This is a genomic window from Streptomyces sp. NBC_01429 (assembly GCF_036231945.1).
Lineage (GTDB): Bacteria > Actinomycetota > Actinomycetes > Streptomycetales > Streptomycetaceae > Streptomyces.
Window position 1 is genome coordinate 6,402,392 of sequence record NZ_CP109599.1, and the last position, 24,438, is coordinate 6,426,829.

22 protein-coding genes are annotated in these 24,438 nt (G+C 73.2%); 12 read left to right on the forward strand and 10 right to left on the reverse strand.

The window, feature by feature from the left end; genetic code table 11:
- The first annotated feature begins 147 nt into the window (after positions 1 to 147).
- Complete coding sequence (locus tag OG627_RS28205; protein ID WP_329069776.1) at positions 148 to 1,035, forward strand: esterase/lipase family protein; 888 nt, start codon at positions 148 to 150, stop codon at positions 1,033 to 1,035.
- A 51-nt stretch (positions 1,036 to 1,086) separates the two neighbouring features.
- Here OG627_RS28205 and OG627_RS28210 read toward each other — a convergent pair whose 3' ends face one another.
- Complete coding sequence (locus OG627_RS28210; protein ID WP_329069778.1) at positions 1,087 to 2,157, reverse strand: lytic polysaccharide monooxygenase auxiliary activity family 9 protein; 1,071 nt, start codon at positions 2,155 to 2,157, stop codon at positions 1,087 to 1,089.
- A gap of 446 nt (positions 2,158 to 2,603) precedes the next feature.
- Here OG627_RS28210 and OG627_RS28215 point away from each other — a divergent pair, with 446 nt between their 5' ends.
- The 3 genes from OG627_RS28215 (at position 2,604) to OG627_RS28225 (ending at position 5,110) form a co-directional block, all read left to right on the forward strand.
- Positions 2,604 to 3,461, forward strand: coding sequence for a putative protein N(5)-glutamine methyltransferase (locus tag OG627_RS28215; RefSeq protein ID WP_329069780.1), 858 nt, complete (start codon positions 2,604 to 2,606; stop codon positions 3,459 to 3,461).
- Between the two features lie 67 nt (positions 3,462 to 3,528).
- Positions 3,529 to 4,626, forward strand: a complete 1,098-nt coding sequence (locus OG627_RS28220; protein ID WP_329069781.1) for a methyltransferase domain-containing protein — start codon at positions 3,529 to 3,531, stop codon at positions 4,624 to 4,626.
- A 109-nt stretch (positions 4,627 to 4,735) separates the two neighbouring features.
- Positions 4,736 to 5,110, forward strand: coding sequence for a GntR family transcriptional regulator (locus tag OG627_RS28225; protein WP_329069783.1), 375 nt, complete (start codon positions 4,736 to 4,738; stop codon positions 5,108 to 5,110).
- Between the two features lie 109 nt (positions 5,111 to 5,219).
- On the opposite strand, the gene OG627_RS28230 is transcribed toward OG627_RS28225, so the two are convergent.
- The 4 genes from OG627_RS28230 to OG627_RS28245 all read right to left on the reverse strand — a co-directional run bounded on the left by OG627_RS28230 (position 5,220) and on the right by OG627_RS28245 (position 9,347).
- The gene (locus tag OG627_RS28230; RefSeq protein WP_329069785.1) at positions 5,220 to 6,377 is read right to left on the reverse strand and encodes a DUF5925 domain-containing protein; all 1,158 of its coding nucleotides are present in this window, start codon (positions 6,375 to 6,377) and stop codon (positions 5,220 to 5,222) included.
- A gap of 98 nt (positions 6,378 to 6,475) precedes the next feature.
- The gene (locus tag OG627_RS28235) at positions 6,476 to 7,267 is read right to left on the reverse strand and encodes a polysaccharide deacetylase family protein (protein WP_329073047.1); all 792 of its coding nucleotides are present in this window, start codon (positions 7,265 to 7,267) and stop codon (positions 6,476 to 6,478) included.
- Between the two features lie 62 nt (positions 7,268 to 7,329).
- Entirely contained in the window at positions 7,330 to 8,361 is a 1,032-nt protein-coding gene (locus OG627_RS28240) for a glycosyltransferase family 2 protein (protein ID WP_443073657.1), read from the reverse strand.
- A 95-nt stretch (positions 8,362 to 8,456) separates the two neighbouring features.
- Complete coding sequence (locus OG627_RS28245) at positions 8,457 to 9,347, reverse strand: glycosyltransferase family 2 protein (RefSeq protein ID WP_329069789.1); 891 nt, start codon at positions 9,345 to 9,347, stop codon at positions 8,457 to 8,459.
- A 557-nt stretch (positions 9,348 to 9,904) separates the two neighbouring features.
- Here OG627_RS28245 and OG627_RS28250 point away from each other — a divergent pair.
- Positions 9,905 to 10,714 (forward strand): SGNH/GDSL hydrolase family protein, encoded by an 810-nt coding sequence (locus OG627_RS28250; RefSeq protein WP_329069790.1) that lies wholly within the window; start codon positions 9,905 to 9,907, stop codon positions 10,712 to 10,714.
- Positions 10,715 to 10,979: 265 nt separating this feature from the next.
- Positions 10,980 to 11,243: a hypothetical protein gene (locus tag OG627_RS28255; protein WP_329069792.1), complete on the forward strand. Its 264-nt coding sequence runs from the start codon at positions 10,980 to 10,982 to the stop codon at positions 11,241 to 11,243.
- A gap of 250 nt (positions 11,244 to 11,493) precedes the next feature.
- Here the strand turns inward: OG627_RS28255 and OG627_RS28260 are convergent, their stop codons facing one another.
- From OG627_RS28260 to hmgA, 3 genes are all read right to left on the reverse strand, one after another.
- Positions 11,494 to 12,675, reverse strand: a complete 1,182-nt coding sequence (locus OG627_RS28260) for a type ISP restriction/modification enzyme (protein ID WP_329073049.1) — start codon at positions 12,673 to 12,675, stop codon at positions 11,494 to 11,496.
- A 205-nt stretch (positions 12,676 to 12,880) separates the two neighbouring features.
- Entirely contained in the window at positions 12,881 to 13,654 is a 774-nt protein-coding gene (locus tag OG627_RS28265) for a GntR family transcriptional regulator (RefSeq protein ID WP_329069794.1), read from the reverse strand.
- A gap of 19 nt (positions 13,655 to 13,673) precedes the next feature.
- Positions 13,674 to 15,002, reverse strand: coding sequence for a homogentisate 1,2-dioxygenase (hmgA, locus tag OG627_RS28270; RefSeq protein ID WP_329073051.1), 1,329 nt, complete (start codon positions 15,000 to 15,002; stop codon positions 13,674 to 13,676).
- 402 nt (positions 15,003 to 15,404) lie between these two features.
- On the opposite strand from hmgA, the gene OG627_RS28275 reads away from it, so the two are divergent.
- The 4 genes from OG627_RS28275 to OG627_RS28290 all read left to right on the forward strand — a co-directional run bounded on the left by OG627_RS28275 (position 15,405) and on the right by OG627_RS28290 (position 22,069).
- Entirely contained in the window at positions 15,405 to 17,765 is a 2,361-nt protein-coding gene (locus OG627_RS28275; protein ID WP_329069796.1) for a molybdopterin-dependent oxidoreductase, read from the forward strand.
- Between the two features lie 187 nt (positions 17,766 to 17,952).
- The gene (locus tag OG627_RS28280; RefSeq protein ID WP_329069798.1) at positions 17,953 to 19,323 is read left to right on the forward strand and encodes an ABC transporter ATP-binding protein; all 1,371 of its coding nucleotides are present in this window, start codon (positions 17,953 to 17,955) and stop codon (positions 19,321 to 19,323) included.
- A 141-nt stretch (positions 19,324 to 19,464) separates the two neighbouring features.
- Entirely contained in the window at positions 19,465 to 20,877 is a 1,413-nt protein-coding gene (locus tag OG627_RS28285) for an aldehyde dehydrogenase family protein (RefSeq protein WP_329073052.1), read from the forward strand.
- Positions 20,878 to 20,989: 112 nt separating this feature from the next.
- Positions 20,990 to 22,069, forward strand: a complete 1,080-nt coding sequence (locus OG627_RS28290) for a zinc-binding dehydrogenase (protein ID WP_329069800.1) — start codon at positions 20,990 to 20,992, stop codon at positions 22,067 to 22,069.
- Between the two features lie 61 nt (positions 22,070 to 22,130).
- On the opposite strand, the gene OG627_RS28295 is transcribed toward OG627_RS28290, so the two are convergent.
- Entirely contained in the window at positions 22,131 to 22,781 is a 651-nt protein-coding gene (locus OG627_RS28295) for a TetR/AcrR family transcriptional regulator (protein ID WP_329069802.1), read from the reverse strand.
- A gap of 168 nt (positions 22,782 to 22,949) precedes the next feature.
- Here OG627_RS28295 and OG627_RS28300 point away from each other — a divergent pair, with 168 nt between their 5' ends.
- Both OG627_RS28300 and OG627_RS28305 read left to right on the forward strand, forming a co-directional pair.
- On the forward strand, positions 22,950 to 23,237 hold the full coding sequence (locus OG627_RS28300; protein ID WP_329069804.1) for a YiaA/YiaB family inner membrane protein: 288 nt from the start codon (positions 22,950 to 22,952) through the stop codon (positions 23,235 to 23,237).
- 99 nt (positions 23,238 to 23,336) lie between these two features.
- Positions 23,337 to 23,984, forward strand: a complete 648-nt coding sequence (locus OG627_RS28305) for a TetR/AcrR family transcriptional regulator (protein WP_329069806.1) — start codon at positions 23,337 to 23,339, stop codon at positions 23,982 to 23,984.
- Here OG627_RS28305 and OG627_RS28310 read toward each other — a convergent pair.
- Positions 23,975 to 24,436, reverse strand: a complete 462-nt coding sequence (locus OG627_RS28310; protein WP_329069808.1) for a MaoC family dehydratase — start codon at positions 24,434 to 24,436, stop codon at positions 23,975 to 23,977. The two genes, OG627_RS28305 and OG627_RS28310, sit on opposite strands and share 10 nt — an antisense overlap.
- Positions 24,437 to 24,438: the final 2 nt, after the last annotated feature.

Genomic DNA, 24,438 nt, shown 5'->3' on the forward strand with positions numbered 1-24,438 from the left:
CGTGCGGGACCGCCGGAGTTTTACCGGCACGTAACTTCCCTTCTTCACCTTACCCGTGCGTAACTTGTCATGCACAGCCGTAAATGTGGTCCGGGCCACAGGGCTGACAGCCATCGCTTTTCCCTTGAGCCGCAAGGAGATTGCCTGATGCTGCCCTGGAAACGCGCGCTCGGCACGCTGAGCGCGCTGTTGCTGGCCGCCACCGTCACGGTCACCCCAGCCGTCGCCGCGACCGCCTCCCCCACCACCGCCTCCTCCACCGTCGCCGCCGCGCCCAGCAGCGGCTGGAACAACTACGCGTGCAAGCCCTCCGCCGCCCATCCCCGCCCCGTCGTGCTCGTCCACGGCACGCTCGCCAACTCCGTCGACAACTGGCTCGGACTCGCCCCGTACCTGGTGAACCGGGGCTACTGCGTCTTCTCCCTCGACTACGGCCAGCTCCCCGGCGTTCCGTTCTTCGGCGGCCTCGGCCCCGTCGACGCCTCGGCCGCCCAGCTCGCGACGTACGTGGACAAGGTGCTCGCGGCCACCGGCGCGGCGAAGGCCGATCTCGTCGGCCACTCCCAGGGCGGCATGATGCCGCGCTACTACCTGAAGTTCCTCGGCGGGGCGCCGAAGGTCAACGCGCTGGTCGGCATCGCCCCCAGCAACCGCGGCACCACCCTGCTCGGGCTGACCCGGCTGCTGCCGTACTTCCCCGGCGCGGCCGACCTGCTGACCGACAAGACCCCGGCGCTGGCCGACCAGATAACCGGATCCGCCCTGCTGACCAAGCTCAACGAGGGCGGTGACACGGTTCCCGGGGTGCGCTACACGGTCATCGCGACCCGGTACGACGAGATCGTCACCCCGTACCGCTCCCAGTTCCTGACCGGCCCCGACGTACGGAACGTGCTGATCCAGGACCTGTGCCCGCTCGACCTGTCCGAACACGCGACGCTCGGTCTGATCGACCGGATCGCCTTCCACGAGGTGGCCAACGCGCTGGACCCGGCGCGCGCCACGCCGACCACCTGTGCGTCGGTGATCGGCTGACCGCGCCCGCGCGACCGCCGGAGGGACGGCGGTCGCGCGGGTGGGTCCGGGTCAGCGGCCGCGGCGCCCGCCGGGCGTGGCGACGGCCTTGCGACGCGCCGTACCGAACATCACGGCCGCGCCCAGGGCGAGGGCCGCCGCCCCGCCGACGGCGAGGTAGGGGGTGGTGCCGCTGCCACCGGTCTCGGCGAGGTTCTCCTGAGCGGCGGCGGGCTGCTCATCCCCCCGCGCCACCGGGGTGCCGGCGGCCTTGGCCTCGGGGGCGTTGGGGGCGGTGGTGCCGGGGTCGGTGGCGGTGTCCGCCGGGGTGCCCGCGGCCTCGGTCCCCGCCTCGGCCTTCGCGGGGGCCTGCGCCGTATCCGTACCGGCCGCCTTCCCGTCCCCGCCATGGCCGTTGTGATCGACGGTGGACTTGTCCGTACCGTCCTCGATCTTCTGGTCGGTGGGCGCCGAGGCGGCCGGCGCGGCGCCGCCCGCGCCGCCGTTGTCCTGCCCGAAGACCACGTCGGAGCAGGTGTAGAAGGCTTCCGGGCTGTCCGAGCGCTGCCAGACGGAGTAGATGAGATGGCGGCCCGACTTGTTCGGGACGACGCCGTTGAAGACGTAGGCGCCGTCCTCCAGCTTCGGGTCCGCGACCGTGAGGAAGGGCTTCTCCTCCAGGTCGGACCACTTCAGCGGGGTGGCCGGGTCGTAGCCGTCCTTGGTCACGTACAGCTCGAAGGAACCCTTGTGCGGCGCGGTGGCCTTGTAGCGGAAGGTGCGGTTGCCCGAGGTCATGGCGGACGACGGCCAGTCGCCGCGCGCCAGATCGAGCCCCTTGTACTTGTCCCGGCCCGCGCTGCACAGCTTGCCGTCGGGGATGATCTGCCGGTGGTTCCCGGCGGCATCCGCGATGTTGACCTCGTTCCAGTCGTAGAACGCCTGCGTACCGCTGGCCGCGACCGCCGCCTTGCACGCCGCCGACTGCGGGCTCTCCGGTCCCTCCGCGAAGCACGCGGCGACCCGGCTGACCGGATCCGTCATCGACCCGTGGGCGGCGGCGGGCGTGGCGGCGAGCCCGGCCAGCGCGAGCGGGGCGAGGCCGAGGGTGACGATCCCGATGGCCGTACGACGAGGGGTCATGAACGGATTCTCCTTCTGAGCGGCAGGGGGAAAACGGCTGGAGCGACCGGCGGCCTCCCCGCCCCCGGACCGCTCCAGCGATCAGCAAACTAGCCGCTCCGAACCCCGTGATCGCCTGTTGGGAGGGGGTGAGGGTGATTCTTATGCTCCGCTTAAGGCGAGGCTAAGCGACCCCTGAGAAAGGGCCGCCGGGTGCGGGCCCGGCGACGCCGACGCGGATACGGTCCGGTTCGGTCCCGTGCCGGGCGGGCTCGGGTAGGGTGACCGTCGCACGCGCCACGGCGCGTACCCGCGACGACGCGTCCGTACCGGACACGTCCCCACCGAAGGAGGCGAGACCCATCACCGCTGTATCAGGCCGGGTGCTCCCTCCTCACGGCCGCGCGGTCCCTCGGAGCTAGGTGACCGCCGGGAGTGCCCCATCGGCATCCCGGAAAGGCTCACCCATGTCACTCCCTTCCTCCCCCTCCGTTCCCGCTGCTCCCTCCGCGCCTCCGCTCCTCCCGCCGGAGGCCACGGCCGCCGTCGTCGCCAGGCTCCGCGCCGCCGGGTGCGTCTTCGCCGAGGACGAGGCACGCCTGCTGATCTCCGCGGCCCCGACGGCGGCCCGCCTCGACGCCCTGGTGGAGCGCCGCGCCGGGGGACTGCCCCTCGAACACGTCCTGGGCTGGGCGGAGTTCCGTGGACTGCGGATGGCCGTGGACCCCGGCGTCTTCGTTCCCCGCCGCCGTACGGAGTTCCTCGTCGACCGGGCGGTCCTCCTCGCCCGGCCCGGCGCCGTCGTCGTGGACCTGTGCTGCGGCTCCGGCGCGCTGGGCGCGGCGCTGGCCGCCACCCTGGACGGGATCGAGCTGCACGCCACCGACATCGACCCCGCCGCCGTGCGCTGCGCCCGGCGCAACGTCGGCCCGGTGGGCGGCCGGGTCTACGAGGGCGACCTGTACGACCCGCTGCCCGCCGCGCTGCGGGGCCGCGTGGACGTCCTGCTCGCCAACGTCCCGTACGTGCCCACCGAGGAGATCGGCCTGCTCCCTCCGGAGGCCCGCATCCACGAGGCCCGGGTCGCCCTGGACGGCGGCGCCGACGGCCTCGACGTCCTGCGCCGCGTGAGCGCCGGCGCGCGCCGGTGGCTGGCGCCGGGCGGCTGTCTGCTCTTCGAGACGAGCGAGCGCCAGACCCCGTCGGCGGTGGAGACGGTCGCCCGCGACGGACTCGTCCCGCACGTGGCCCGCGCGGAGGAGCTGTACGCCACGGTGGTCGTCGCGAGCAGCCCGGCCGCTCCCGGTGCCGACGACGTCCGTTGACCTAGGGGCGCGACCGCCGGAACCGGCTGCGCGTATCGATGTCAGTGGTGGCTGGCACCATCGGAGCATGACCACGAACGACTGGGACGCCCTCGCCGGCACCTTCGACCAGGAGCCCGACCACGGCCTGCGGGACCCCGTGGTCAGGGCGGCCTGGGCCGGGCGGATGGCGGGGTGGCTGCCGGGCGAGCCGGGGCGGGTGCTGGACCTCGGGTGCGGTACGGGGAGCCTCGCGCTGCTCGCGGCCGAGGCGGGACACCGGGTGACGGCGGTCGACCGGTCGCCGCGCATGGCCGCGCTGGCCCGCGCCGAGCTGGCGGGGACGGACGCCGAGGTGCTCGTCGGGGACGCGACCGGGCCGCCCGTGGCGCGCGGGGCGTTCGATGTGGTGCTGGCCCGGCACGTGCTGTGGGCGCTGCCCGATCCCGAAGCGGCCCTGCGCCGTTGGGCGTCGCTGTTGCGGCCCGGCGGGCGGCTGGTGCTGATCGAAGGTGTCTGGTCCGGCGCCGGCCTGCCCGCCGCCCGGCTCACCGCCGCGCTCGGCCCGCTCGCCGAACGCGTCCATCACGAGACGCTCTCGGCGGACCCCGCGCTCTGGGGCCGCGCCGTCGACGACGAGAGATACGCGCTGGTCGCCCGGCTCGCCCCGGCCCCGCGCCACACCGAGGTCGTCGACGTCCATCTGATCCTGCGCCGGGGCGCCGAGGTGCTGCTCGCCCGCCGCGCGGGCACGGGATACGCGGACGGCCTGCTCAACGCCCCTTCCGGGCACGTGGAGTCGGGCGAGGACGTGCGGGCGGCCATGATCAGGGAGGCGTCCGAGGAGATCGGGATCTCGCTCGCCCCGGGCGACCTGCGCGTCGCGCTCGTCATGCAGCACCGGGGACCGGCCGGGGCACCCAGGATCGGCTGGTTCTTCGAGGCGGAGTACGGCGCGGGCGGCGAGCCCGTCAACCGCGAGCCCCACAAGTGCTCCGGGCTGTCCTGGCATCCGCTCGCCGCCCTCCCGGACGACATGGTCGCCTACTGCCGCGCCGGCCTCGACGCGTACGGAGCGGGCGAACGGTTCGTCATCCACTGGCACGAGGACGGCGATCCGATCGCCCACCGCCCGGCCGGGCCCGACCGGGCCGTCCCCCTTCCGGCCACGGACCGCGGACCCTGAGCGCCGGGACGCGGGGCGCCCACCGGACACGCGTCCGCGTTCCGGCGTGTTCCGGCCAGCTGTGCCGCACGGCGCCCGGCGGCGGCGGGTCGTGGGGGACAATCGCTCCGTGACCTTCAAGATCGTGATCGACCCGGCCGCCGTGACCGCCCCGTACGAGCAGCTGCGCACCCAGATCTCCGCGAAGGCCCGCTCCGGCGCGCTGCCCGTGGGATACAAACTGCCCACCGTGCGGGGGCTCGCCGAGGAGCTGGGGCTGGCCGCCAATACGGTCGCCAAGGCATACCGCGCGCTGGAGACCGATGGAGTGATCGAGACCCGCGGCAGGAACGGTACGTTCGTGGCCGCCGCCGGTGAGGCCGCCGACCGGGAGGCGGCCGCCGCCGCGCGGACCTACGCCGAGCGCGCGCGACGGCTGGGGCTCGGCCGCGCCGCCGCGCTGGCTGCGGCGGAGGAAGCCGTACGGGCCGTCTACGCGAAGTGACCCGCACGGCACGGCTGTTGGGGCGCGCCCGCACCCCGGACCCGTACGGGAGCGCGCCCGCCGCCGGCCCGCGCGAGCGCGCCGCCGGACGCCGCTGCCCGGCGCGTCCTCACAGATACAGTCCCGCGTCCCTGTTGGCGTGCTGGGCCGGGACCGAGGCCGGGCCCGTCCCCCGGCGCAGCGCGTACAGCTCCGCCAGCGTCGCGCCCTCACGGCCGACGGCCGCTTCCCAGTCGCCGCCGCGTCCGGGACCGCCGTCCCTGTCCCCGTCCCCGTCCCGGCCGCCGTCCTGCCCGCTCAGCCAGGACACCGCCTCCGCGCGGGTCAGCGACCCCACCTCGATCCTGGCCAGACAGCGCCCCGGCCGCACCACCGCCGGGTGCAGCCGCTCCAGGTCCTCGTTGGTCGTCACCCCCACCAGCACGTTCCTGCCCTGACCGAGCAGCCCGTCGGTGAGATTCAGCAGCCGCGACAGCGCCTGCCCCGCCGTGTGCCTGGCCTCGCCGCGGATCAGTTCGTCGCAGTCCTCCAGGAGCAGCAGCCGCCAGCGGCCCTTGGCCGTGCCGTCGTCCTCGCCGATCGCGATGTCCATCAGATAGCCGACGTCGTTGAAGAGGCGCTCCGGGTCCAGTACGCAGTCGACCTGGCACCACTCCCGCCAGGACCGGGCCAGGGTGCGCAGCGCGGAGGTCTTTCCCGTGCCGGGCGGCCCGTGCAGCAACAGCAGCCGGCCCGAGATGTCGTCCGGGGTCACCTTCATCAGCCGGTCCAGCGCGTCGGCCACCGGCGCCGTGTAGTTGGGCCTGACCTCGTCCCAGGCACCGGCCGCGATCTGCCGCGCGGTGCGGTGCGGGCCGCGCCTCGGGGAGACGTACCAGAAGCCCATGGACACGTTCTCCGGCTGCGGTTCCGGATTGTCCCGGGCGCCGTCGGTTGCCTGCCGGTGGATCTCCTCGGCGAGTTCGGCGGTGACGGCCGTCACCGTCACATCGGCGCCCCGGTTCCAGCGGGACACCAGCAGGGTCCAGCCCTCGCCCTCCGCGAGGGTCGCGCTGCGGTCGTCGTCGCGGGCGCGGCGCAGCACCGAGGCGTCCGGCGGCAGCAGGGTCGAGCCGGGCTTGACCCGGTCGATGGTGGAGCTGTGGGAGTACGGCTGCTCGCCCGTCGCGAAGCGGCCGAGGAACAGCGCGTCGACCACGTCCGACGGGGAGTCGCTGTCATCGACGGTGAGCCGGATCGGCAGGGCGTCCTGTGGCTTGGCAGACATGTCGCACATGATCCGGCACGGGGGCGTCCGGCGCATGGTGTTTTGCCCGTGGCAGGGCCGTGACATCACCACGGTTCCGCCACGGGCCCGCCCCCGCGTCACCCCCGTCCCGTCGTCGCCGTGATGGCCGTCCGCGCCACCGTCGCCGTCCGGCGGACGCGGCGCACCACCGCGTACCCCTTGGTCAGCGCCCGGTCCCGGGCGACGCCGAGGCCGAGGCGGCGGCCCTCGACCAGCCGCGCGAACTCCTCGATCCCGGTGGCGCGCCGTACCGTCAGCCGCTCCAGCGCGTACGGGCCCTGGCAGCGGCAGGCCCGCGCGTTGCCCACGGCCAGCGCCTGGGCGAACCCGGCCGCGCGCACCGCCCGGCGCACGCGGCGGCTGGAGTAGCCGTACGGGTAGGCGAAGGAGGCGGGCGCCGCGCCCAGTTCGGCGGCGAGGATCTCCCGGCAGCGCCCGGCCTCGAACCCGAGCCGCGCGCCGTCGAGCTGGTCCAGCTGCGGATGGGTGTGGCTGTGGCCGCCGATCTCGGCACCCGCGCGGGCCAGTTCGCGGACCTGGTCCCAGTCGAGCATGGTGTCCGGCGCGCCGCCTACGTCGTACGGCCCGCGCAGCCATCCCGTCGAGACGAACAGCGTGGCGGCGAAGGAGTACGAGGCGAGCACCGGCAGCGCGTACCGGTGCACGCCCTCGTACCCGTCGTCGAACGTGATCAGTACGGGCCGCCGCGGCAGCGGCTCTCCGGCGCGCCACGCGGCGGCCAGCCGCGCCGTGGTGACCGGGGTGAACCCGCTCCCGTGGAGCAGCTCCATCTGGTCGGCGAACGCCTCGGGCGAGACGGACAGGGCGTACGCCGAGGGCGCGGGCCGCCGTGCGACGGCGTGGTACATGAGGATCGGCACGGCGGACGGCGGTCCCGGCGCACGCTCCGCCGGGGCGGTCGGACGCGTCGTCACGCGGCGGCTCCCCGGGGCGTGCGGGCGCTGCCGTCGTGCTCCCCGAGCCCCCGCGCGCCGGGCTGTTCGATCGGTCCCGAGGAGAAGGCCGCGCCCCCGCCCCGGGCGCGCAGACGGCCCACCAGATAGCCGGCCGCCGTCGTGGTCACCCCCACCACGATCGCCCCGGCGCGGGCGAATCCGCCCGGCCGTCCCCGTACCCCGTCGCGCAGGGCGCGCGCGACCCCGGCGGGGAGTACGCGGGTGGTGTAACGGCGCTCGGACGCGAGCCCCTTGTCCGCTCCCACGCTGCTGGTGACCAGCGCCTTGGACAGCCCTTCCGCGTACGCCCGGGTACGGAAGTAGCCGAACCGCTCGCGGGACGCCGGGACCCGGTGGTGGATGACCGCGCGGTCGTCGATCAGGAGCACCGCGTCGGGGACGGCGTCGGTGAGCCGGATGCACAGCTCCGTCTCCTCGCAGCCCAGCGGGCGCCTGTCGCCGTCCCGCCCGATGCCGGTCGCGAACCCCCCTGCGGTGTCGAAGGCCGTCCGCCGGAAGGAGGCGTTCCCGCCGAGTACGTTGCGCACCCGTACCAGCCCCTCGGGCAGCCCCCGGTAGGTGCAGCCGACGACCCAGTCGAACTCCTCGGGGAACCAGGCGGGCCTGCCGCCCGACGCCCACGCGGGCAGGGTCCGGCCGCCGACGGCCAGCACGCGGGGGTCGTCGGCGTACGCCTCGTCGAAGCGGCGCAGCCAGTCCGGCTCGGCCACGGCGTCGTCGTCCAGGAACGCCACGAATTCGCCGCGCGCGACGGCGATGCCGGTGTTGCGGCCCGCCGAGAGCCCGCGCGGCCCCGCGTTGGCCAGGACCCGCACCTCCCCGCGCGCCGCGTCGCCCTCGTACTCCTGGACGAGCCGCTCCAGCAGCGCCGGGTTGTGGTCGACGACGAGCAGTGTCTCCAGGGCGGGCAGCGACTGCCGCCGTACGGAGTCGACGGCCGCGCGGATGTCCTCCCGGCGTTCCTCCGTATAGACGCAGATCACCACGGAGAACGGCCGGTGGCGGGACTTGCGGGAGTGACAGGTCGAAGGTGACTGGAGGGGCGGAGGGGGCGGAGGAGGCGGAGGCGACTGACGGGCGCTCATGACGCCTCGCCCCGGGGGACACTGATCCTCAGCGCGGTGGGACGGCGCCGGGTCGAGCGGGGGACGCCCCGTTCGCGCAGGATCACTCTGAGGACCCGGAGGCCGTCTCTGACGGCTCTCAGATTGCTGACTCCGTGGATCCGGTCGTACTCGTGACTCGGAATCTCCTGCACCTTCAGCCCCGCCTTGACGACCCGGATGTTCATCAGGGTCTCCACCTCGAAGCCGGTGCAGTCCAGGGTGATCGCGTCCAGGCAGTGGCGCCAGAACGCGTTGTAGCCGTAGCACAGATCCGTGTACCTGGCGCCGAACTTGGCGTTGACGGCGGCGCACAGGACCCGGTTGCCGAGCTTGCGTATCGCCGTCATGTCGTCCGTACCGCCGCCGTTGGCGAAGCGCGAGCCCTTGGCGAAGTCGGCGCCGGAGACCAGGGCCGACACATAGGAGATGATCTCCCGGCCGTCGGCCGACCCGTCCGCGTCGATCATCACGATGATGTCGCCGGTGCACGCGGCGAATCCGCTGATCAGCGCGTCGCCCTTGCCCTTGCCGCGCTGCTCGACGACCTTGACGTCCGGCCACAGCTCCCGCGCGACCCGGATCGTGTCGTCGGTCGAATCGCCGTCCACCAGGACGACTTCATGGATCCATCCCGGCAGTGTCCTGAAGACGTACGGAAGGTTCTCCGCCTCGTTCATCGCCGGGATCACGACGCTGACGGGCGGCGCGATCGCGAGGTGTGAGGAGACGGGCCGGTAATACCGCGGCCTGCCGTCCGGCAGACCGTGCGGCCGGCCCGCTGTGCGGCCTGAACCCTCCGTATCACCGGGTGACGGGACGGACAGTGGATCCTCGCCCGGTAAGGCCGGGCGCAGAAAAGCGCTCATGAGTTTCTTTCCCTCTCGTCCGGTGGACCGCCCGCCCCTGGGCGGTCCGGCTGTGTTTCCGGTTCGAAAGGGGGGTTCTCACCCGCCCATGACGAAAGGGAGCTCCGTACCGGAACTCCCTGCTGGCTGGGTGAGTTGTGGTGCATGCCGCGCGGGACGCGACCCGGCACGACGCGCGGTCGCCGAGCGCGGCACCCCCCTGCTGCGCCCCGCCCCGGGAGCCATCGCGACGCTTGAGCCCTCCCCTGAGCCGCTTTGCCTGATGGTCCGATGCGGGTGAATGTACGACGGTATTGAGGATTGGGACTGTATGGCAAGAGCTGGAACGGGGGCTGGCTTTTTTGCATCTTTGGCCATACTTCAACGGTCACTTCCGGAAACTCCCCGATCAGATGTGTTCAATCTGGTCACTCTCAGGCGAGAAGCGGGGGTGCGTAGGGGGTGCGTAGGGGGTCTCCACCGGAACCCTCACCGAACGTTCTTGGCATGGACACTTCCAGTGGATCGATCTGCCTGGTACGAAAGTCGCGGCAGAGATCCTGCTAGGGAGAGGTCCTATGAAACTGTCCAGAATCACAGTGTTCTCCACCTCGCTGCTCCTCGGCGCCGTCCTCGCTCTCACCGGAGCGGCCTCGGCCCAGGCGCGGGAATCGGCCGCCGCCGTCGACTATGTGGCGCTGGGTGATTCCTACTCCTCCGGCGTCGGATCCGGCAGTTACGACAGCGCGAGCGGTGACTGCAAACGCACCCCCAAGGCGTATCCGGCGCTCTGGGCGGCCGCGCATTCACCCGCGACGTTCGCGTTCACCGCGTGCGCGGGCGCTCGTACGGGTGATGTGACCGCCGGTCAGCTGACCCCGCTCAGCTCGGCCACGGACCTCGTCAGCATCACCATCGGAGGCAATGACGCGGGCTTCTCCGATGTCATGACGACCTGTGTCCTCAATTCGCAGGCCACCTGCCTCAGCCGGATCGCCACGGCGCGCGCCTACGTCGACTCGACCCTGCCCGGAAACCTCGACTCGGTGTACACGGCGATCAAGGCCAAGGCGCCCTCCGCCCGCGTCGTCGTCCTCGGCTATCCCCGCTTCTACAAGCTCGGCGGCAGCTGCCTCGCCGGACTGAGCGAGACGGTGCGCGCCGCGATCAACGGTGCCTCCGACTATCTGAACGCGGCGACCGCCAAGCGGGCCGCCGACCACGGCTTCACCTTCGTCGATGTTGTCGGGGCGTTCACCGGCCACGAGATCTGCTCGAGCTCCGCGTGGCTGCACAGCCTCAACGTGCTCAATATCGGAGAGTCCTACCACCCCACCGCCGCCGGCCAGTCCGGCGGCTATCTGCCGGTCTTCACCTCGGCGGCGTAGCGGGGGCGAGGCCGGCGGCGCCCCTTCGGGAGGCCGCCGGCCCCCGTCCCGGGCCACCTCCTGATCCCCCCTCGATCCACTCCGGGAGGTGCGCGGACATCCTGGGCGAACTGTCCAACTCGCCCTGAAATAAGATGGATGCGGCATGGTTGCTCGTCCCCGTACGGGTGCGGTTCCCGCCCGAGGCGGGATACACGGGTGTCCGGCAGGGGCGATAGGGTTAACCTGCCCGGGCCGGTTGCCCTCGTTACGGGTGGGGAGTGAAATGAATCAGATAACGGTACACAGCAGGGCGCGGGTCCCTGCGATCACCTGCGGGAGCAGCGCGACCAGTTCGCGCCTCGACCGCCATCTCTCGGTGCTCGGCGGTCCCGCCGTGCCACAGCGGGAGACCGTCGAGGCGACGCTGCTGATGCGCGAGCTGATCTCGCGCGACCGCTCGCAGACGCATCGGAACAAGGGCGCGCGGGTCTCGCTCTTCGCGCCGCTGCGCCGCCTGCGCCGCTCGCTGTTCGGCAGCCGCCGCTGACCCTGTGGCGTTACGGCTCACGGCGTGCCGACGTCCCCGCGTCACGGCGCCGCATGCTTCACCGCGTCAGCGCGACGATCCGCCGGTCCGCCGGTCTGTCGAGCCGCTCCGGCGCGGTCCCGGCGCAGTGCCACTCCCCGCTCGTCCGTTTCACCACGGCTCGCGGCAGTGCGTCGGTCTCCCCTCTCACTCCCTCCCAAGGGGCAGCTCCCGCCCCGCCCGTCACTCCCGACCGAGGCGCTTCGGAGCTTCAGACCAGTGCGAACTGGCCCTCCGGCCCCTCCTCGTGATGATCGAGCACCGAGGCCGGCCGCCGCGCCGCCACCGGGGCCGGGAGGATTCCCGCCTCCCGCAGCTCCCGCCGCCCGATCAGCGGTCCCTCGTCCACGCGTGCGCGCAGGGCGTCCTGATCCGGCCGGGCCTCCGCGAGCAGGGTCAGCACGGTGATCAGTTCGAGCAGCTCCGACGTCCACTCCCGCTGCCAGGCCGGCCCGGCCTCTGCCGTCCGCTGTTCGAACCACAGCTCCAGGATCCGTACGCCGCCCACCGTGAAGTCGCGGGCCGCCGGAGACACGGGGGAGACGCGGCCCGTACCGAGCAGGAGCGCCGCGTCCTCCGCGTCGTACCCGAGCGCCTCGGGACGGTCGGGGACGGCGGCGCGCACGTACGGGCGGCGGCCCCCGGGCAGCCGGGGCTTCTCGCCGCCGCGCGCCCCGCGCAGCTGGACCCCGGTCATCCGCCGCCCCAGCTCGACCCCGGCGGACCAGACCCCGGCGTCGGCGGTCAGTGGCACCACGCATCCGGCGGGGGAGGGGAGCGCGGTGGCCACGGCCCAGGCGAGCAGCGCGTCGGCGGTGACCTCGTGCCCGTACCGCCGCGCCAGCAGCGCGGTCAGCCCCGGCGCGACATTGGGTTCCACGCCGCCCGGCCGGCGGTAGAGCGGCCTGATCCGGCCGGGCCGGCCCGCCGGCGAGTGACCGTCCGGCAGTACGGCGCCGACCAGCAGCGCGGGTCCCGCGCCCGACGGCACGTACCCCTGCTCCACGGCGAAGACCTGGTGCGCGTCAGCGACCCGCCACAGCTCCGGGCGGGCCGCGTCGATCAGCCGGTGGTCGGGGATCAGCCACTGCTCGTCGAACGGTCCGTGCCCCATCCGTACCGGCGGCGGGCAGGGGCCCGACTCGCGGACGAACCGCCCGGTCCCGGTGGCCCGTCCCGGCAGCGCGGTCACCGCGCTGTGCTGCGTACGGGAGCGGGTCGGCCCGAACAGCGCGTCGCGCTCGGCGCCTTCCGACCGTACGAGCCGGTCCCAGCGCGCCGTGAGGGCGGCGGGCGACGGGGCCATGATCCAGGGCCTGCCGAGCCGCAGCGGCGCCGCCGACCAGGGCATGAGATCGCCGAGCGACGGGGTGTCCGCCCCCGCTCCGTCCATCACGCCCGGCTCCGGATCCGGGCCACGACCCGCACGGGCCCTCGCACCGGTCCTCTCGCCGGAACCCTCGCCGGTCCTCTCATCGGAACCCTCGCCGGAGCCTTCGCCGGAATCCCTGCCGGACCGCGTCACCGTCATGCGGACCGTCCTCCCGTCGCCGTGTGCGCCGTCGGCGGCATCGTAACGGCCGCGCCGGAACGGCAGGTCAGTGCGGGCGCGCTTCACCCGTGAGGTCCGCCTCGACCGTCACGGAGAACGCGAAGCGGTCACCCCGGTAGCGGATCCTGGCCACATCCACCACCCGGCCGTCCGCGTCGTACGTCACCCCCGTGTAGTGCAGGATCGGGCTGAGCAGCGGCACCCGCAGCAACTCGGCCGTCACCGGGTCGGCGAGCCGCGCCTCGACCGTGTCGGTGATCCGGCTGATCCGCACGCCGACGAGATCGCGCAGCACCTTCGTCATCGGCCAGCGCTCCAGATCGGACACCTCGATCCGCGCCGCGACCTCCGGACGCACCGCGTTCTCCACCCAGTTGACCGGCTCGCCGCTCTCCCCGTCGCACCGCAGCCTGCGGTAAGCGACCACCTCGTCCAGCCCGGGGAAGTACTCGGCCAGCTCACCGGGGACCGGCGCCGGACCGTGGCCGAGGACCGTGGCCGGCTCGCCCGACTGCTGCGCCACGATCGCGTCGATCGAGCCCAGCAGCCGGCGCGGGGCGCCGCGCCGCGCGCCCGGCTCGATGAAGGTGCCGCGCCGCCGGTGCCGGCTGATCAGCCCCTCCTCCTCCAGCTCCTTGAGGGCCTGACGCATCGTCAGCACGCTGACGCCGTAGTGCGCGGCGAGCCGCTCCTCGGTCGGCAGCCGCAGCGGATCGTGCGGGCGGCGGCCCAGTATCGAGGCGCGCAGCGACTGCGAGACCTGATACCAGAGCGGCAGCTTGCGGTTCAGGACCAGGGAGTCGGGGGCGAAGGCGGTCACGGCAGCTCCGTAAGACGGATCAGGGCCTGAAGTGGCGCTCAAGACCCTGCCACACGTCGTCGTACCCCTGTTGCAGGTGTGCGGCCCCCGCCGCCTGCCCGGTCGCCGTCACCGGCCAGCGGGTCTCGAACATGAAGGCCAGGCCGTCGTCGATACGCTGCGGCCGCAGCTCCGCCGCGCTCGCCCGCTCGAAGGTCTCCCGGTCGGGACCGTGCGCCGACATCATGTTGTGCAGCGAGCCGCCGCCGGGCACGAAACCGCCCTCGCCCGCCGACTTCGCGTCGTACGCGCCCTCGATCAGGCCCATGTACTCGCTCATCACATTGCGGTGGAAGTACGGCGGCCGGAAGGTGTCCTCGCCGACCAGCCAGCGCGGCGCGAAGACGACGAAGTCGACGCCCGCGAGGCCCGGGGTGTCGGACGGCGAGGTCAGCACGGTGAAGATCGACGGGTCGGGGTGGTCGTAGCTGATGGAGCCGATGACATTGAACCGGCGCAGGTCGTAGACGTACGGCACATGGTTGCCGTGCCAGGCTACGACGTCCAGCGGGGAGTGGTCGTAGGTGGCCGCCCAGAGGTTGCCGCAGAACTTGCTGACCACCTCGACCGGCCGCTCGATGTCCTCGTAGGCGGCGACGGGCGCGAGGAAGTCCCGCGCGTTGGCCAGCCCGTTGGCACCGATCGGGCCGAGATCGGGCAGCGCGAAGGGGCGGCCGTAGTTCTCGCAGACATAGCCGCGCGCCGTCGCGTCCAGCAGCTCGACCCGGAAGCGCACCCCGCGCGGGATCAGCGCCACCTGGCCGGGACGGGCGGCGAGCAGCCCCAGCTCGGTGCGGATCAGCAGTCCGCCGCGCTCGGGCACGATCAGCAGCTCGCCGTCCGCGTCGCTGAACACCCGGTCGGTCATGGCTGAGTTGGCGCTGTAGAGGTGGATCGCCATGCCCACCCGCCGCGCGGCGTCCCCGTTGCCGCCCAGGGTCCACAGCCCCGCCAGGAAATCGGTGCCGGGAGCGGGCTCGGGCAGCGGGTTCCAGCGCAGCCGGTTGGGGTCGGGGACGGTCTCCGTGAACGGGGCGCCGCGCAGACCTCCGTTGTCGATACGGACGAACGGCGGATGCGCGGCCGACGGGCGGATCCGGTAGAGCCAGGAGCGGCGGCCCAGGGCCCGGGGCTCGGTGAACGCGCTGCCGCTCAGCTGCTCCGCGTACAGCCCGAGCGGCGCGCGCTGCGGCGAGTTGCGGCCGTGCGGCAGAGCGCCCGGCACCGCCTCCGAGCTGTGTTCATTGCCGAAACCGGGGGAGTGGGCCAGCTCCTCGGCCGTCCTGCGCGCCTGCTCGATGCCGTTCATGCCGCTCATCCGCCGTGTCCGCTCCCTGATCGAGAAATCCCGCCAAATCCTATGGACAACCGTAGGATTGCGGGACCGGCGCGTCAACGGGACCGCGCGGTACGGCGCCGCCCGGTTCACGCGGGCGCACGAACGCGGCCGTACGAACGCGAGTGCGCGGGCGCACGAACGCGGGCGCGGGGCGAGTGCGGCGGGGGCCTGCGCGCCCTGCCTGTCGTGCCGCACTCCTCCGCGTACCTCCGTGCCCTTCTTCCCTCACTTCTTCCCGCACTTCTTCCCGCACTTCTTCCCGCACGGTTCCGTCCGGGCCGTATCCCTCCGTCCCAACCGGTCGGTATGCTCGCTGCCGCCGACCTCCGAACCCGCCCCCTGACCACCGCCGCCGCCCGGGAGGACCGTCCCATGACCACCGCCCCGCGCATCTGCCCGCTCTGCGAAGCCACCTGCGGGCTGACCCTCACCATCGAGGGGACCAGGGTCACCGGCGCCAGAGGCGACCGCGACGACGTGTTCAGCCGGGGCTTCGTCTGCCCCAAGGGCGCGTCCTTCGGGGAGCTGGACGCCGACCCCGACCGGCTGCGCGCCCCTCTCGTCCGGGTGGACGGCGAGCTGCGCGAGGCGACCTGGCAGGAGGCGTTCGACCTGATCGCCGCACGGATGCGGCCCCTGACCGAGGAGCACGGCCCGCACTCCGTCGGCGTCGTCCTCGGCAATCCCAACGTCCACACCATGGCCGGGGCCCTCTATCCGCCGCTGCTGGTGGGCGCGCTCGGCACCCGCAACCTCTTCACGGCCAGCACCCTCGACCAGATGCCCAAGCACGTCGCCTGCGGGCTGCTGTTCGGCGATCCGAACGCCATCCCCGTACCCGATCTCGACCACACCGGACATCTGCTGCTCCTCGGCGCCAACCCGCTGGACTCCAACGGCAGTCTCTGCACCGCGCCCGACTTCCCCGGCCGGCTCAAGGCGCTGCGCCGGCGCGGCGGCACCCTCACCGTCGTGGACCCGCGCCGCACCCGTACGGCCAGGATCGCGGACAGGTACGTCCCGATCCGGCCGGGCGCCGACGCGCTGCTGCTCGCGGCGGTCGCGCACGTCCTCTTCGCGGAGGGGCTCACCGATCTCGGCGCGCTCGCCGGGCAGGTGCAGGGCGTGAGCGAAGTCCGCGACGCGGTACGGGACTTCGCCCCCGAAGCCGTCGCCGCCGGGTGCGACATGGACGCCGAGGAGATCCGTACGATCGCCCGCGAACTGGCCGCGGCGCCCACCGCCGCCGTCTACGGGCGGGTCGGCAGCTGCACCGTCGAGCACGGCACGGTCACCAGCTGGCTCGTCGACGTGCTCAACATCCTCACCGGCAACCTCGACCGGCCCGGCGGCGTCCTCTTCCCGCTCTCCGCCACCGACCGCGCGCCCGCGGCCCCCTCCGCCACCGGCGCCGCCGTACCCGGCAGGGGCTTCGCCCTCGGCCGCTGGACGAGCCGGGTGAGCGGCCACCCGGAGGCCAAGGGCGAACTGCCGCTCGCGGCCATCGCCGAGGAGATCGAGACCCCCGGCGAGGGGCGCATCCGTGCGGTGATCGCCCTCGCGGCCAACCCCGTGCTCTCGGCGCCGGACGGCGACCGGCTCGACCGGGCGCTCGACGGGCTCGACTTCATGGTCAGCGTGGATCCGTACCTCAACGAGACCTCGCGCCACGCCGACGTCGTGCTGCCCCCGCCGCCGCCCGCGCAGAGCGCGCACTTCGACTTCGCCTTCAACGCCCTCGCCGTACGCAACCAGGTCCGCTACACGCCCGCCGCCGTTCCGTTGGAGGAGGGCCGGATGGACGAGAGCGAGATCCACGCCCGGCTGATCCTCGCGGTCGGCGGCGCGCACGGCGCGGCGCCCGCCGACGTGGACGAGGCGGCGATCGGCCGCGTCCTCGGCAAGGCCGTCGCCGACCCGTCCTCACCGGTGCGCGGACGCGACCCGAAGGAGCTGTCCGCCCTGCTCACCGGCGGCACCGGCCCCGAACGCCGGCTCGATCTGAAGCTGCGCCTCGGCCCCTACGGAGACGGCTTCGGCGCGAACGAGGGCGCGGGCGCGTGGGCGGACGCGGACGTGGACGGCGACGGCTCCGGCGGGCCGGGGCTCAGCCTCGCGCGGCTGCGGGAGCATCCGCACGGCATCGACCTCGGGCCGCTGCGCCCCCGCCTGCCCGATCCGCTGAAGACCCGCAGCGGACGGATCGAACTGCTGCCCGCGCCCATCGCCGCCGATCTGCCCCGGCTGCGCGCGGCCCTCACCCGTACCGGCCGGCCCGGCTCGCTGGTGCTCGTGGGCCGGCGCCATCTGCGCTCCAACAACAGCTGGATGCACAACGTCCCCGCGCTGGCGGGCGGTTCGAACCGCTGCACCCTCCAGATCCATCCGGACGACGCGGCCAGGCTCGGACTCCGAGACGCCGCCCCGGTCCGGATCACCGCCGACGGAGGCGCGGTGGAGGCGTGGTTGGAGATCACCGACACCGTCAGGACCGGGGTGGTGAGCCTGCCGCACGGCTGGGGCCACGACCGCCCCGGCACCAGGACGGCGGTGGCGAGCGCCCGGCCCGGTGTCAACGTCAACCAGCTGCTGGACGGCTCGCGGCTCGACCCGCTCTCCGGAACGACCGTACTCAACGGCTTCCCCGTCGAGCTGTCGCCCGTGGAAGTGCCGCCCGTGAAAATGCCACCCGTGGAACCGCCGCCCGTGGAACTCCGCGAGGTCCGGCCGTAACCCTCCCGCAAACCCCGCATACCGCCCCACGCCGGGCATCCGGCCGTCCGGGCCGTGGTGCGGTCCGCCCCGCGACCTTCCCGCGACCTTCGCGCGAGTCATTCCCTGACCGCCTGTAGTCGGCTAACTTCAGGCGTCGCAGGCAACTCCACCCTCTTCCATACAGGCATACGGGCGGAATCCATTCATGACTCGCGCCATCTCTCTGCACAGCGTCAGCAAGACGTACGGACGGGCCACCCGGGCCGTCGACCGATTCTCGCTCGATATCGCGCCGGGTGAGTTCCTGGTGCTGCTCGGCCCCTCGGGCTGCGGCAAGTCGACCGTGCTCCGCATGATCGCGGGGCTGGAGGACATCACCGAGGGCGAACTGCTGCTCGACGGCGAGTACTCCAACCTCATGCCGCCCCGGGAGCGCGGCATGGCCATGGTGTTCCAGAACTTCGCGCTCTATCCGAACATGACCAACCGCGACAACATCGGCTTCCCCCTCCGGCTGGAGAATCCCCGCGAGGACCGCACCGCGCGGGTCGACGCCACCGCCCGCATGCTCGGCATCGAGAGCGTCCTCGACCGCTACCCGAGCCAGCTCTCCGGCGGCGAACGGCAGCGGGTCGCGATGGGCCGGGCGATCTCCCGGCGGCCCTCCGCCTTCCTGATGGACGAGCCGCTGTCCAACCTCGACGCGAAGCTGCGCAGCCATCTGCGCGCCGAGATCGCCCGGCTGACCGCCGAACTGGGCGTCACCACCGTCTATGTGACGCACGATCAGGCTGAGGCGATGTCGCTGGGCGACCGGGTCGCGGTGATGCGCGGCGGAGTGCTCCAGCAGGTCAGCGCCCCGCGCCAGGTGTACGCGCTGCCGGAGAACGTCTTCGTCGCCGCGTTCATCGGCACACCGCGCATCAATCTGCTCCAGGCCGTGGTGTACGCGCCGTTGGACGGCCGGATGGCGATCGACCTCGGCCGGCAGCGGCTGCCGCTGCCCGAACCCCTCAGCTCGGACCACCAGTTGCTCCGGATCCAGCAGGGCCGGCAGATCATCGTGGGGCTGCGGTCCGAGGCGGCCCGCATCGCGCCGCCGAGCCAGGCGCGCTCCGGCGAGGTGGCGCTGAGCGGCATCGTCGAGCACATGGAGTACCAGGGCCACGAGGCGCTGGTCCATCTCGACATCGGCTCACGGCCCGCCGTGGTGACCGACCTCGAATCCGCCCGCCCCCGGTCGGGGCCGCGCGGACGCCGGGGCCCCGGGCTGCTGCAACGGCTCACCGGACGCGCGCAGGGCCGCTCGGCCGGCCGGGCGGCGAGCCAGGCGGCGGGCCCGGTGGTGGTGCTGGACGGCCAGGAGCCCGAGGAGGCCGGGGAGAGCGGGGAGTTCGGCCCGGACCGCGCCGCCATCACGGCGAGCGACCTGGTGGTCCGTACCGGTCCCGACATGCGGCTGCGGACGGGCGCGCAGGTGCCGCTGCTCGTGGATCTCGCCCACCTGTACGTCTTCGATCATCTCGGCCGCAGGATCTGCCCCGCGCCGAGGGATCTGCCGGGCCTCGACGGGTAGGCGCCCGCGCGGAACCGTCCGTGCGGGCACCCTGGCGCCGTAAAACTATCGTCGCTAGTTTGGGAGGGTCGCCGCCAGTGCCGCGAGCGGACACCGGAGCGACTGCGCGACGACCACGTACGGGCGAGGACAGGGATGGCGATGAAGGCGTACGACGGGATGTACATAGCCGGGCAGTGGCGGCCGGCGGCGGGAGCGGACACGATCCCCGTCGTCAACCCCGCCGACGAACAGATCATCGCCACCGTCCCGGCCGGTACGGCGGAGGACATCGACGCCGCCGTCCGCGCGGCGCGGGCCGCCCTCCCCGGCTGGGCCGCCACCCCGCCCGCCGGGCGCGCCGGGTACATCCGGGCGCTGCGCGACGCCATGGCAGCCCGCAAGGAGGAGATCGCCGAGACCGTCACCGCGGAGCTGGGCGCGCCGATCGGCTTCTCGCGGCTCGTCCACGCGGGGGCGCCGATCCTGGTGGCGGGCTCGTACGCCGACCTGGCCGCCTCGTACCCCTTCGAGGAGAAGACGGGCAACTCCACCGTGCTGCTGGAGCCGGTGGGGGTGGTGGGCGCGATCACGCCGTGGAACTACCCGCTGCACCAGATCGTCGCGAAGGTCGCCCCGGCCCTGGCGGCCGGCTGCACGATCGTCGTCAAACCGGCCGAGGACACTCCGCTCACCGCGCGGCTCTTCGCCGAGCTGGTCCATGAGGCCGGGCTGCCCGCGGGCGTCTTCAACCTGGTCACCGGCCTCGGCCCGGTCGCCGGCCAGGCCCTCGCCGAACACGCGGGCGTCGATCTGGTCTCCTTCACCGGCTCCACCGCCGTCGGCAGGCGCATCGGCGCCACGGCGGGCGCGGCGGTCAAGCGGGTCGCCCTGGAGCTGGGCGGCAAGTCCGCCAACGTCATCCTGCCGAGCGCCGATCTCGCCCGGGCCGTCGCCGTCGGCGTCGCCAATGTCATGTCCAACTCGGGCCAGACCTGTAGCGCCTGGACCCGGATGCTGGTCCACACCGACCAGTACGACGAGGCCGTCGAGCTGGCCAGGACCGCCGCCCGGAAGTACGTCGCGGGCGATCCGTACGACGAGGCGAGCCGCCTCGGCCCGGTCGTGAGCGCCGGGCAGCGGGCGCGGGTGCGCGGCTATCTGGAACAGGGCATCGCGCAGGGCGCCAAGGTGGTCGCCGGCGGCCCCGAAGCCCCGCACGCCACCGGCTACTACGTGGCGCCGACCGTGTTCGCCGACGTCACGCCCGAGATGACCATCGCCCAGGAGGAGATCTTCGGGCCCGTCCTCTCGCTCCTGCGGTACGAGGACGAGGAGGACGCCCTGCGTATCGCCAACGGCACGGTCTACGGCCTCGCGGGCGCGGTCTGGGCGGGGGACGAGGCGCAGGCCGCGGCGTTCGCCCGCCGGATGGACACCGGACAGGTCGACATCAACGGGGGCCGCTTCAACCCGCTCGCGCCGTTCGGCGGATACAAGCAGTCGGGCGTGGGGCGTGAGCTGGGGGTGCACGGGCTCACCGAGTACCTTCAGACGAAGTCGCTCCAGTTCTGACGATGCGGGGAATATCCGACAGCTCCGCTCCTCCGACGCGATCCCTCACGTCTCCAGCCACCTCCAGCCACCTCCAGTCGTCTTCAGTCGTCTCCAGGGAAGAAGAGAACCCGTGGTCCGTGCCGCCGTCCTGCCCGCCGTCGGAGCCCCGCTGGAGATCACGGAGATCGAGCTGCCCGAGCCGGGCCCCGGCCAGGTGCGGGTCCGCCTCGCCGCGGCCGGGGTCTGCCACTCCGACCTGTCGCTCTCCAACGGCACGATGCGCGTCCCGGTCCCCGCCGTCCTCGGCCACGAGGGCGCCGGTACGGTCGTCTCCGTCGGCGCGGGCGTGACCCGGGTGGCGCCGGGCGACGGCGTCGTCCTCAACTGGGCCCCCTCCTGCGGGAGCTGTCCGCCCTGCGCCGCCGGCGAGGTCTGGCTCTGCGACAACGCCCTCGCCGGAACGGCCGGGGTGCACGCCCGTACGGCCGACGGCACGGAACTCCACCCGGGCCTCAACGTGGGGGCCTTCGCGCGGGAGACGGTCGTCGCGGCCAACTGTGTCCTGCCACTGCCCGAGGGCATCCCGCTCACGGACGCGGCGCTGCTCGGCTGCGCGGTCCTGACGGGTTACGGCGCGGTCCACCACGCGGCACGCGTCCGCGAGGGCGAGTCCGTGGCGGTGTTCGGCGTGGGCGGGGTCGGCCTGGCCGTGCTCCAGTCCGCCAGGATCGCCGGGGCCGGTACGGTCGTCGCCGTCGACGTCTCGCCGGAGAAGGAGGCGCTGGCCCGCGCGGCCGGAGCCACCGAGTACGTCGTCGCCTCCGACACCACCGCCAGGGACATCCGGAAGCTCACCGGCGGCCGGGGCGCCGATGTGGCCGTCGAGTGCGTCGGCCGCGCCGTCACCATCCGCGCCGCCTGGGACTCCACCCGGCGCGGCGGCCGTACGACGGTCGTCGGCATCGGCGGCAAGGACCAGCTGGTCACCTTCAACGCGCTGGAGCTGTTCCACTGGGGCCGGACGCTCTCCGGCTGCGTCTACGGCAACAGCGACCCGGCGAAGGATCTGCCGGTGCTCGCCGGTCACATCGGAGCCGGCCGGTTCGACCTGGGCGCGCTGGTCACCGAACGGATCGGTCTCGACGGCATCCCCGCCGCCTTCGAGAACATGCTCGCGGGCCGGGGCGGCCGGGCGCTGGTGGTCTTCTAGCCACCGCCCTGGCCACCGCCGGGCGCCGCGCGTCCCTCCTCGTACCGTTCCACCGTTCCTGTCAGCGCTCTTCCCGCTCGTACTGTTCGTACCGGAGCGCGAGGCCGTCCAGCAGCGCCCGCAGCCCGGTCTCGAACGCGCCCTCGTCCACCTGCCGCTGCCGCTCGGCGAGCAGATGCGCCCGGCCGAGATGCGGATAGTCTGCCGGGTCGTACGCCGCCGCGTCGTCCACGAAGCCCCGGGCGAACGAGCCGAGCGCGGAGCCGGTGATGAAGTACCGCATCAGCGCCCCGATCGAGGTGGCCTGCGCGGGCGGCCACCCCGCCCGTACCATCGCGCCGAACACGGCGTCGGCCACCCGCAGCCCGGCCGGACGCCGGCCGGGACCCCGGGCGAGCACCGGCACGATGTGCGGATGGTCGGTGAGGGCCGCGCGGTAGGAGCGGGCCCAGTCGTGCAGCGCGGTGCGCCAGTCGCGGCCGTCGCCCTCCTCGAACATCGACAGATCGACCTGGGCGCTGACGGCGTCGGCGACGGCTTCGAGGATCTCGTCCTTGGTGCGGAAGTGGTTGTAGAGAGAGGGGCCGCTCACCCCCAGCTCGGCGGCCAGCCGCCGGGTGGAGACCGCCTCCAGCCCCTCCGCGTCCACGAGCGCGCCGGCCGCGGCGACGATGCGGTCTCTGCTGAGCAGGGGTTTGCGCGGTCGGGCCATGGCGCACATCGTAGGTCCCGCCGACCCGAACGGGCAGGGCCCCGGGCGCCGTCCCGCCGCCCGGCCCCCCCGGGGCGCAGCACCGCAGCGGGCCGCCTCCCGTACTCAGTGCGCGAGGTGAGTACGTGTACCGATGTGGCCCCCAGCCGGGCCGCCGATCCTGGACCCATGACCGACACACCTGTTCAGCAGCAGAGCACCGCCGCCTTCTACGTACAGGCCGTGGCCTCCTTCGCCCTCGCCGTCGTCGCCGTGACCGTCGGCGTCCTCAAGCTCGAAGCCAGCGCCTGGGTGCGCGGTTTCCTCGGCATCGCCGTCCTCTATCTGACGACCTCGGCCTTCACCCTGGCCAAGGTGATCAGGGACCGGCAGGAGGCCGGACAGATCGTCAGCCGGGTCGACCAGGCCAGACTGGAGAAGATGCTCGCCGACCACGACCCCTTCCAGAAGCTCTGAGAAGCCCAGGGACGGCCTGCGTAGCTCTAAGCGCTTGCTCACCCTCGGGGTAGGGTGTGCCTCCTGATCGAATGGGCGGCCGAACGAGAGGGGCGAGCGATGCGTACGGCGGAGCAGGCGGCGGACGGCGAGAACCCGCCGTGGGGCGAGGTGACCCCGGAGGCGGCCAGGAAGCTGCTGGTCGCCGCCGTCGAAGCGTTCGCCGAGCGCGGCTACCACGCCACCACCACCCGCGACATCGCCGGCCGCGCCGGGATGAGCCCGGCGGCGCTCTACATCCACTTCAAGACGAAGGAAGAGCTGCTCCACCGGATCAGCCGTATCGGCCACGACAGCGCGCTGGCGCTGCTGACGGCCGCGGCGGACGCCGAGGGCACGGCGTCGGAACGGCTCGCGGGCGCCGTGCGCTCCTTCGTCCGCTGGCACGCGGAGCGGCACACCACCGCGCGCGTCGTGCAGTACGAACTCGACGCGCTCGGCGCCGAGCACCGCGCGGAGATCGTGGAGCTGCGCCGCAGCAGCGGTGCGGCGGTCCGGCGCATCCTGCTCGACGGCGTACGGGACGGGGAGTTCGACGTCCCCGACGTGCCGGGCACCACGCTCGCCGTGCTGTCGCTCTGCATCGATGTGGCGCGCTGGTTCAACGCGACGGGGCCGCGGACCCCCGACGAGGTCGGCGCGCTCTACGCCGATCTCGTCCTGCGGATGGTCTCGGCGCGCGGACGGCGCGCCCCGGCTCAGAAGTAGTACCGGGACACGGACTCCGCCACGCAGGCCGGCTTCTCGCCGCCCTCGCGCTCCACCGTGACCAGGGCCGTGACCTGCACACCGCCGCCCGCCTCCACGGCGTCCTTCAGGACGGCCGAAGCGCGCAGCCGCGAGCCGACGGGCACGGGGGAGGGGAAACGGACTTTGTTCGTGCCGTAGTTGACGGCCATCCGCACGTTCTCCACCCGCAGGATCTCCGGTACGAGCACGGGCAGCAGCGACAGCGTCAGATAGCCGTGCGCGATCGTCGTGCCGAACGGCCCGGCCGCGGCCCGCTCCGGGTCCACATGGATCCACTGATGGTCCCCGGTGGCCTCGGCGAAGAGGTCGACGCGCTTCTGGTCGATCTCCAGCCAGCCGCTGTGCCCCAGTTGCTCGCCCGTCCCGGCCAGCAACTCCGCCGCGGAGGTGAAGATTCTCGGCTCGGCCATTC

Coding starts and splice junctions, on each gene's coding strand:
- OG627_RS28205 (WP_329069776.1), top strand. CDS start 148: ATGCTGCCCTGGAAACGCGCGCTCGGCACGCTGAGCGCGCTGTTGCTG.
- OG627_RS28210 (WP_329069778.1), bottom strand. CDS start 2,157: ATGACCCCTCGTCGTACGGCCATCGGGATCGTCACCCTCGGCCTCGCC.
- OG627_RS28215 (WP_329069780.1), top strand. CDS start 2,604: ATGTCACTCCCTTCCTCCCCCTCCGTTCCCGCTGCTCCCTCCGCGCCT.
- OG627_RS28220 (WP_329069781.1), top strand. CDS start 3,529: ATGACCACGAACGACTGGGACGCCCTCGCCGGCACCTTCGACCAGGAG.
- OG627_RS28230 (WP_329069785.1), bottom strand. CDS start 6,377: ATGTCTGCCAAGCCACAGGACGCCCTGCCGATCCGGCTCACCGTCGAT.
- OG627_RS28235 (WP_329073047.1), bottom strand. CDS start 7,267: ATGTACCACGCCGTCGCACGGCGGCCCGCGCCCTCGGCGTACGCCCTG.
- OG627_RS28245 (WP_329069789.1), bottom strand. CDS start 9,347: ATGAGCGCTTTTCTGCGCCCGGCCTTACCGGGCGAGGATCCACTGTCC.
- OG627_RS28250 (WP_329069790.1), top strand. CDS start 9,905: ATGAAACTGTCCAGAATCACAGTGTTCTCCACCTCGCTGCTCCTCGGC.
- OG627_RS28255 (WP_329069792.1), top strand. CDS start 10,980: ATGAATCAGATAACGGTACACAGCAGGGCGCGGGTCCCTGCGATCACC.
- OG627_RS28260 (WP_329073049.1), bottom strand. CDS start 12,675: ATGGACGGAGCGGGGGCGGACACCCCGTCGCTCGGCGATCTCATGCCC.
- hmgA (WP_329073051.1), bottom strand. CDS start 15,002: ATGAACGGCATCGAGCAGGCGCGCAGGACGGCCGAGGAGCTGGCCCAC.
- OG627_RS28275 (WP_329069796.1), top strand. CDS start 15,405: ATGACCACCGCCCCGCGCATCTGCCCGCTCTGCGAAGCCACCTGCGGG.
- OG627_RS28280 (WP_329069798.1), top strand. CDS start 17,953: ATGACTCGCGCCATCTCTCTGCACAGCGTCAGCAAGACGTACGGACGG.
- OG627_RS28285 (WP_329073052.1), top strand. CDS start 19,465: ATGAAGGCGTACGACGGGATGTACATAGCCGGGCAGTGGCGGCCGGCG.
- OG627_RS28295 (WP_329069802.1), bottom strand. CDS start 22,781: ATGGCCCGACCGCGCAAACCCCTGCTCAGCAGAGACCGCATCGTCGCC.
- OG627_RS28300 (WP_329069804.1), top strand. CDS start 22,950: ATGACCGACACACCTGTTCAGCAGCAGAGCACCGCCGCCTTCTACGTA.
- OG627_RS28305 (WP_329069806.1), top strand. CDS start 23,337: ATGCGTACGGCGGAGCAGGCGGCGGACGGCGAGAACCCGCCGTGGGGC.
- OG627_RS28310 (WP_329069808.1), bottom strand. CDS start 24,436: ATGGCCGAGCCGAGAATCTTCACCTCCGCGGCGGAGTTGCTGGCCGGG.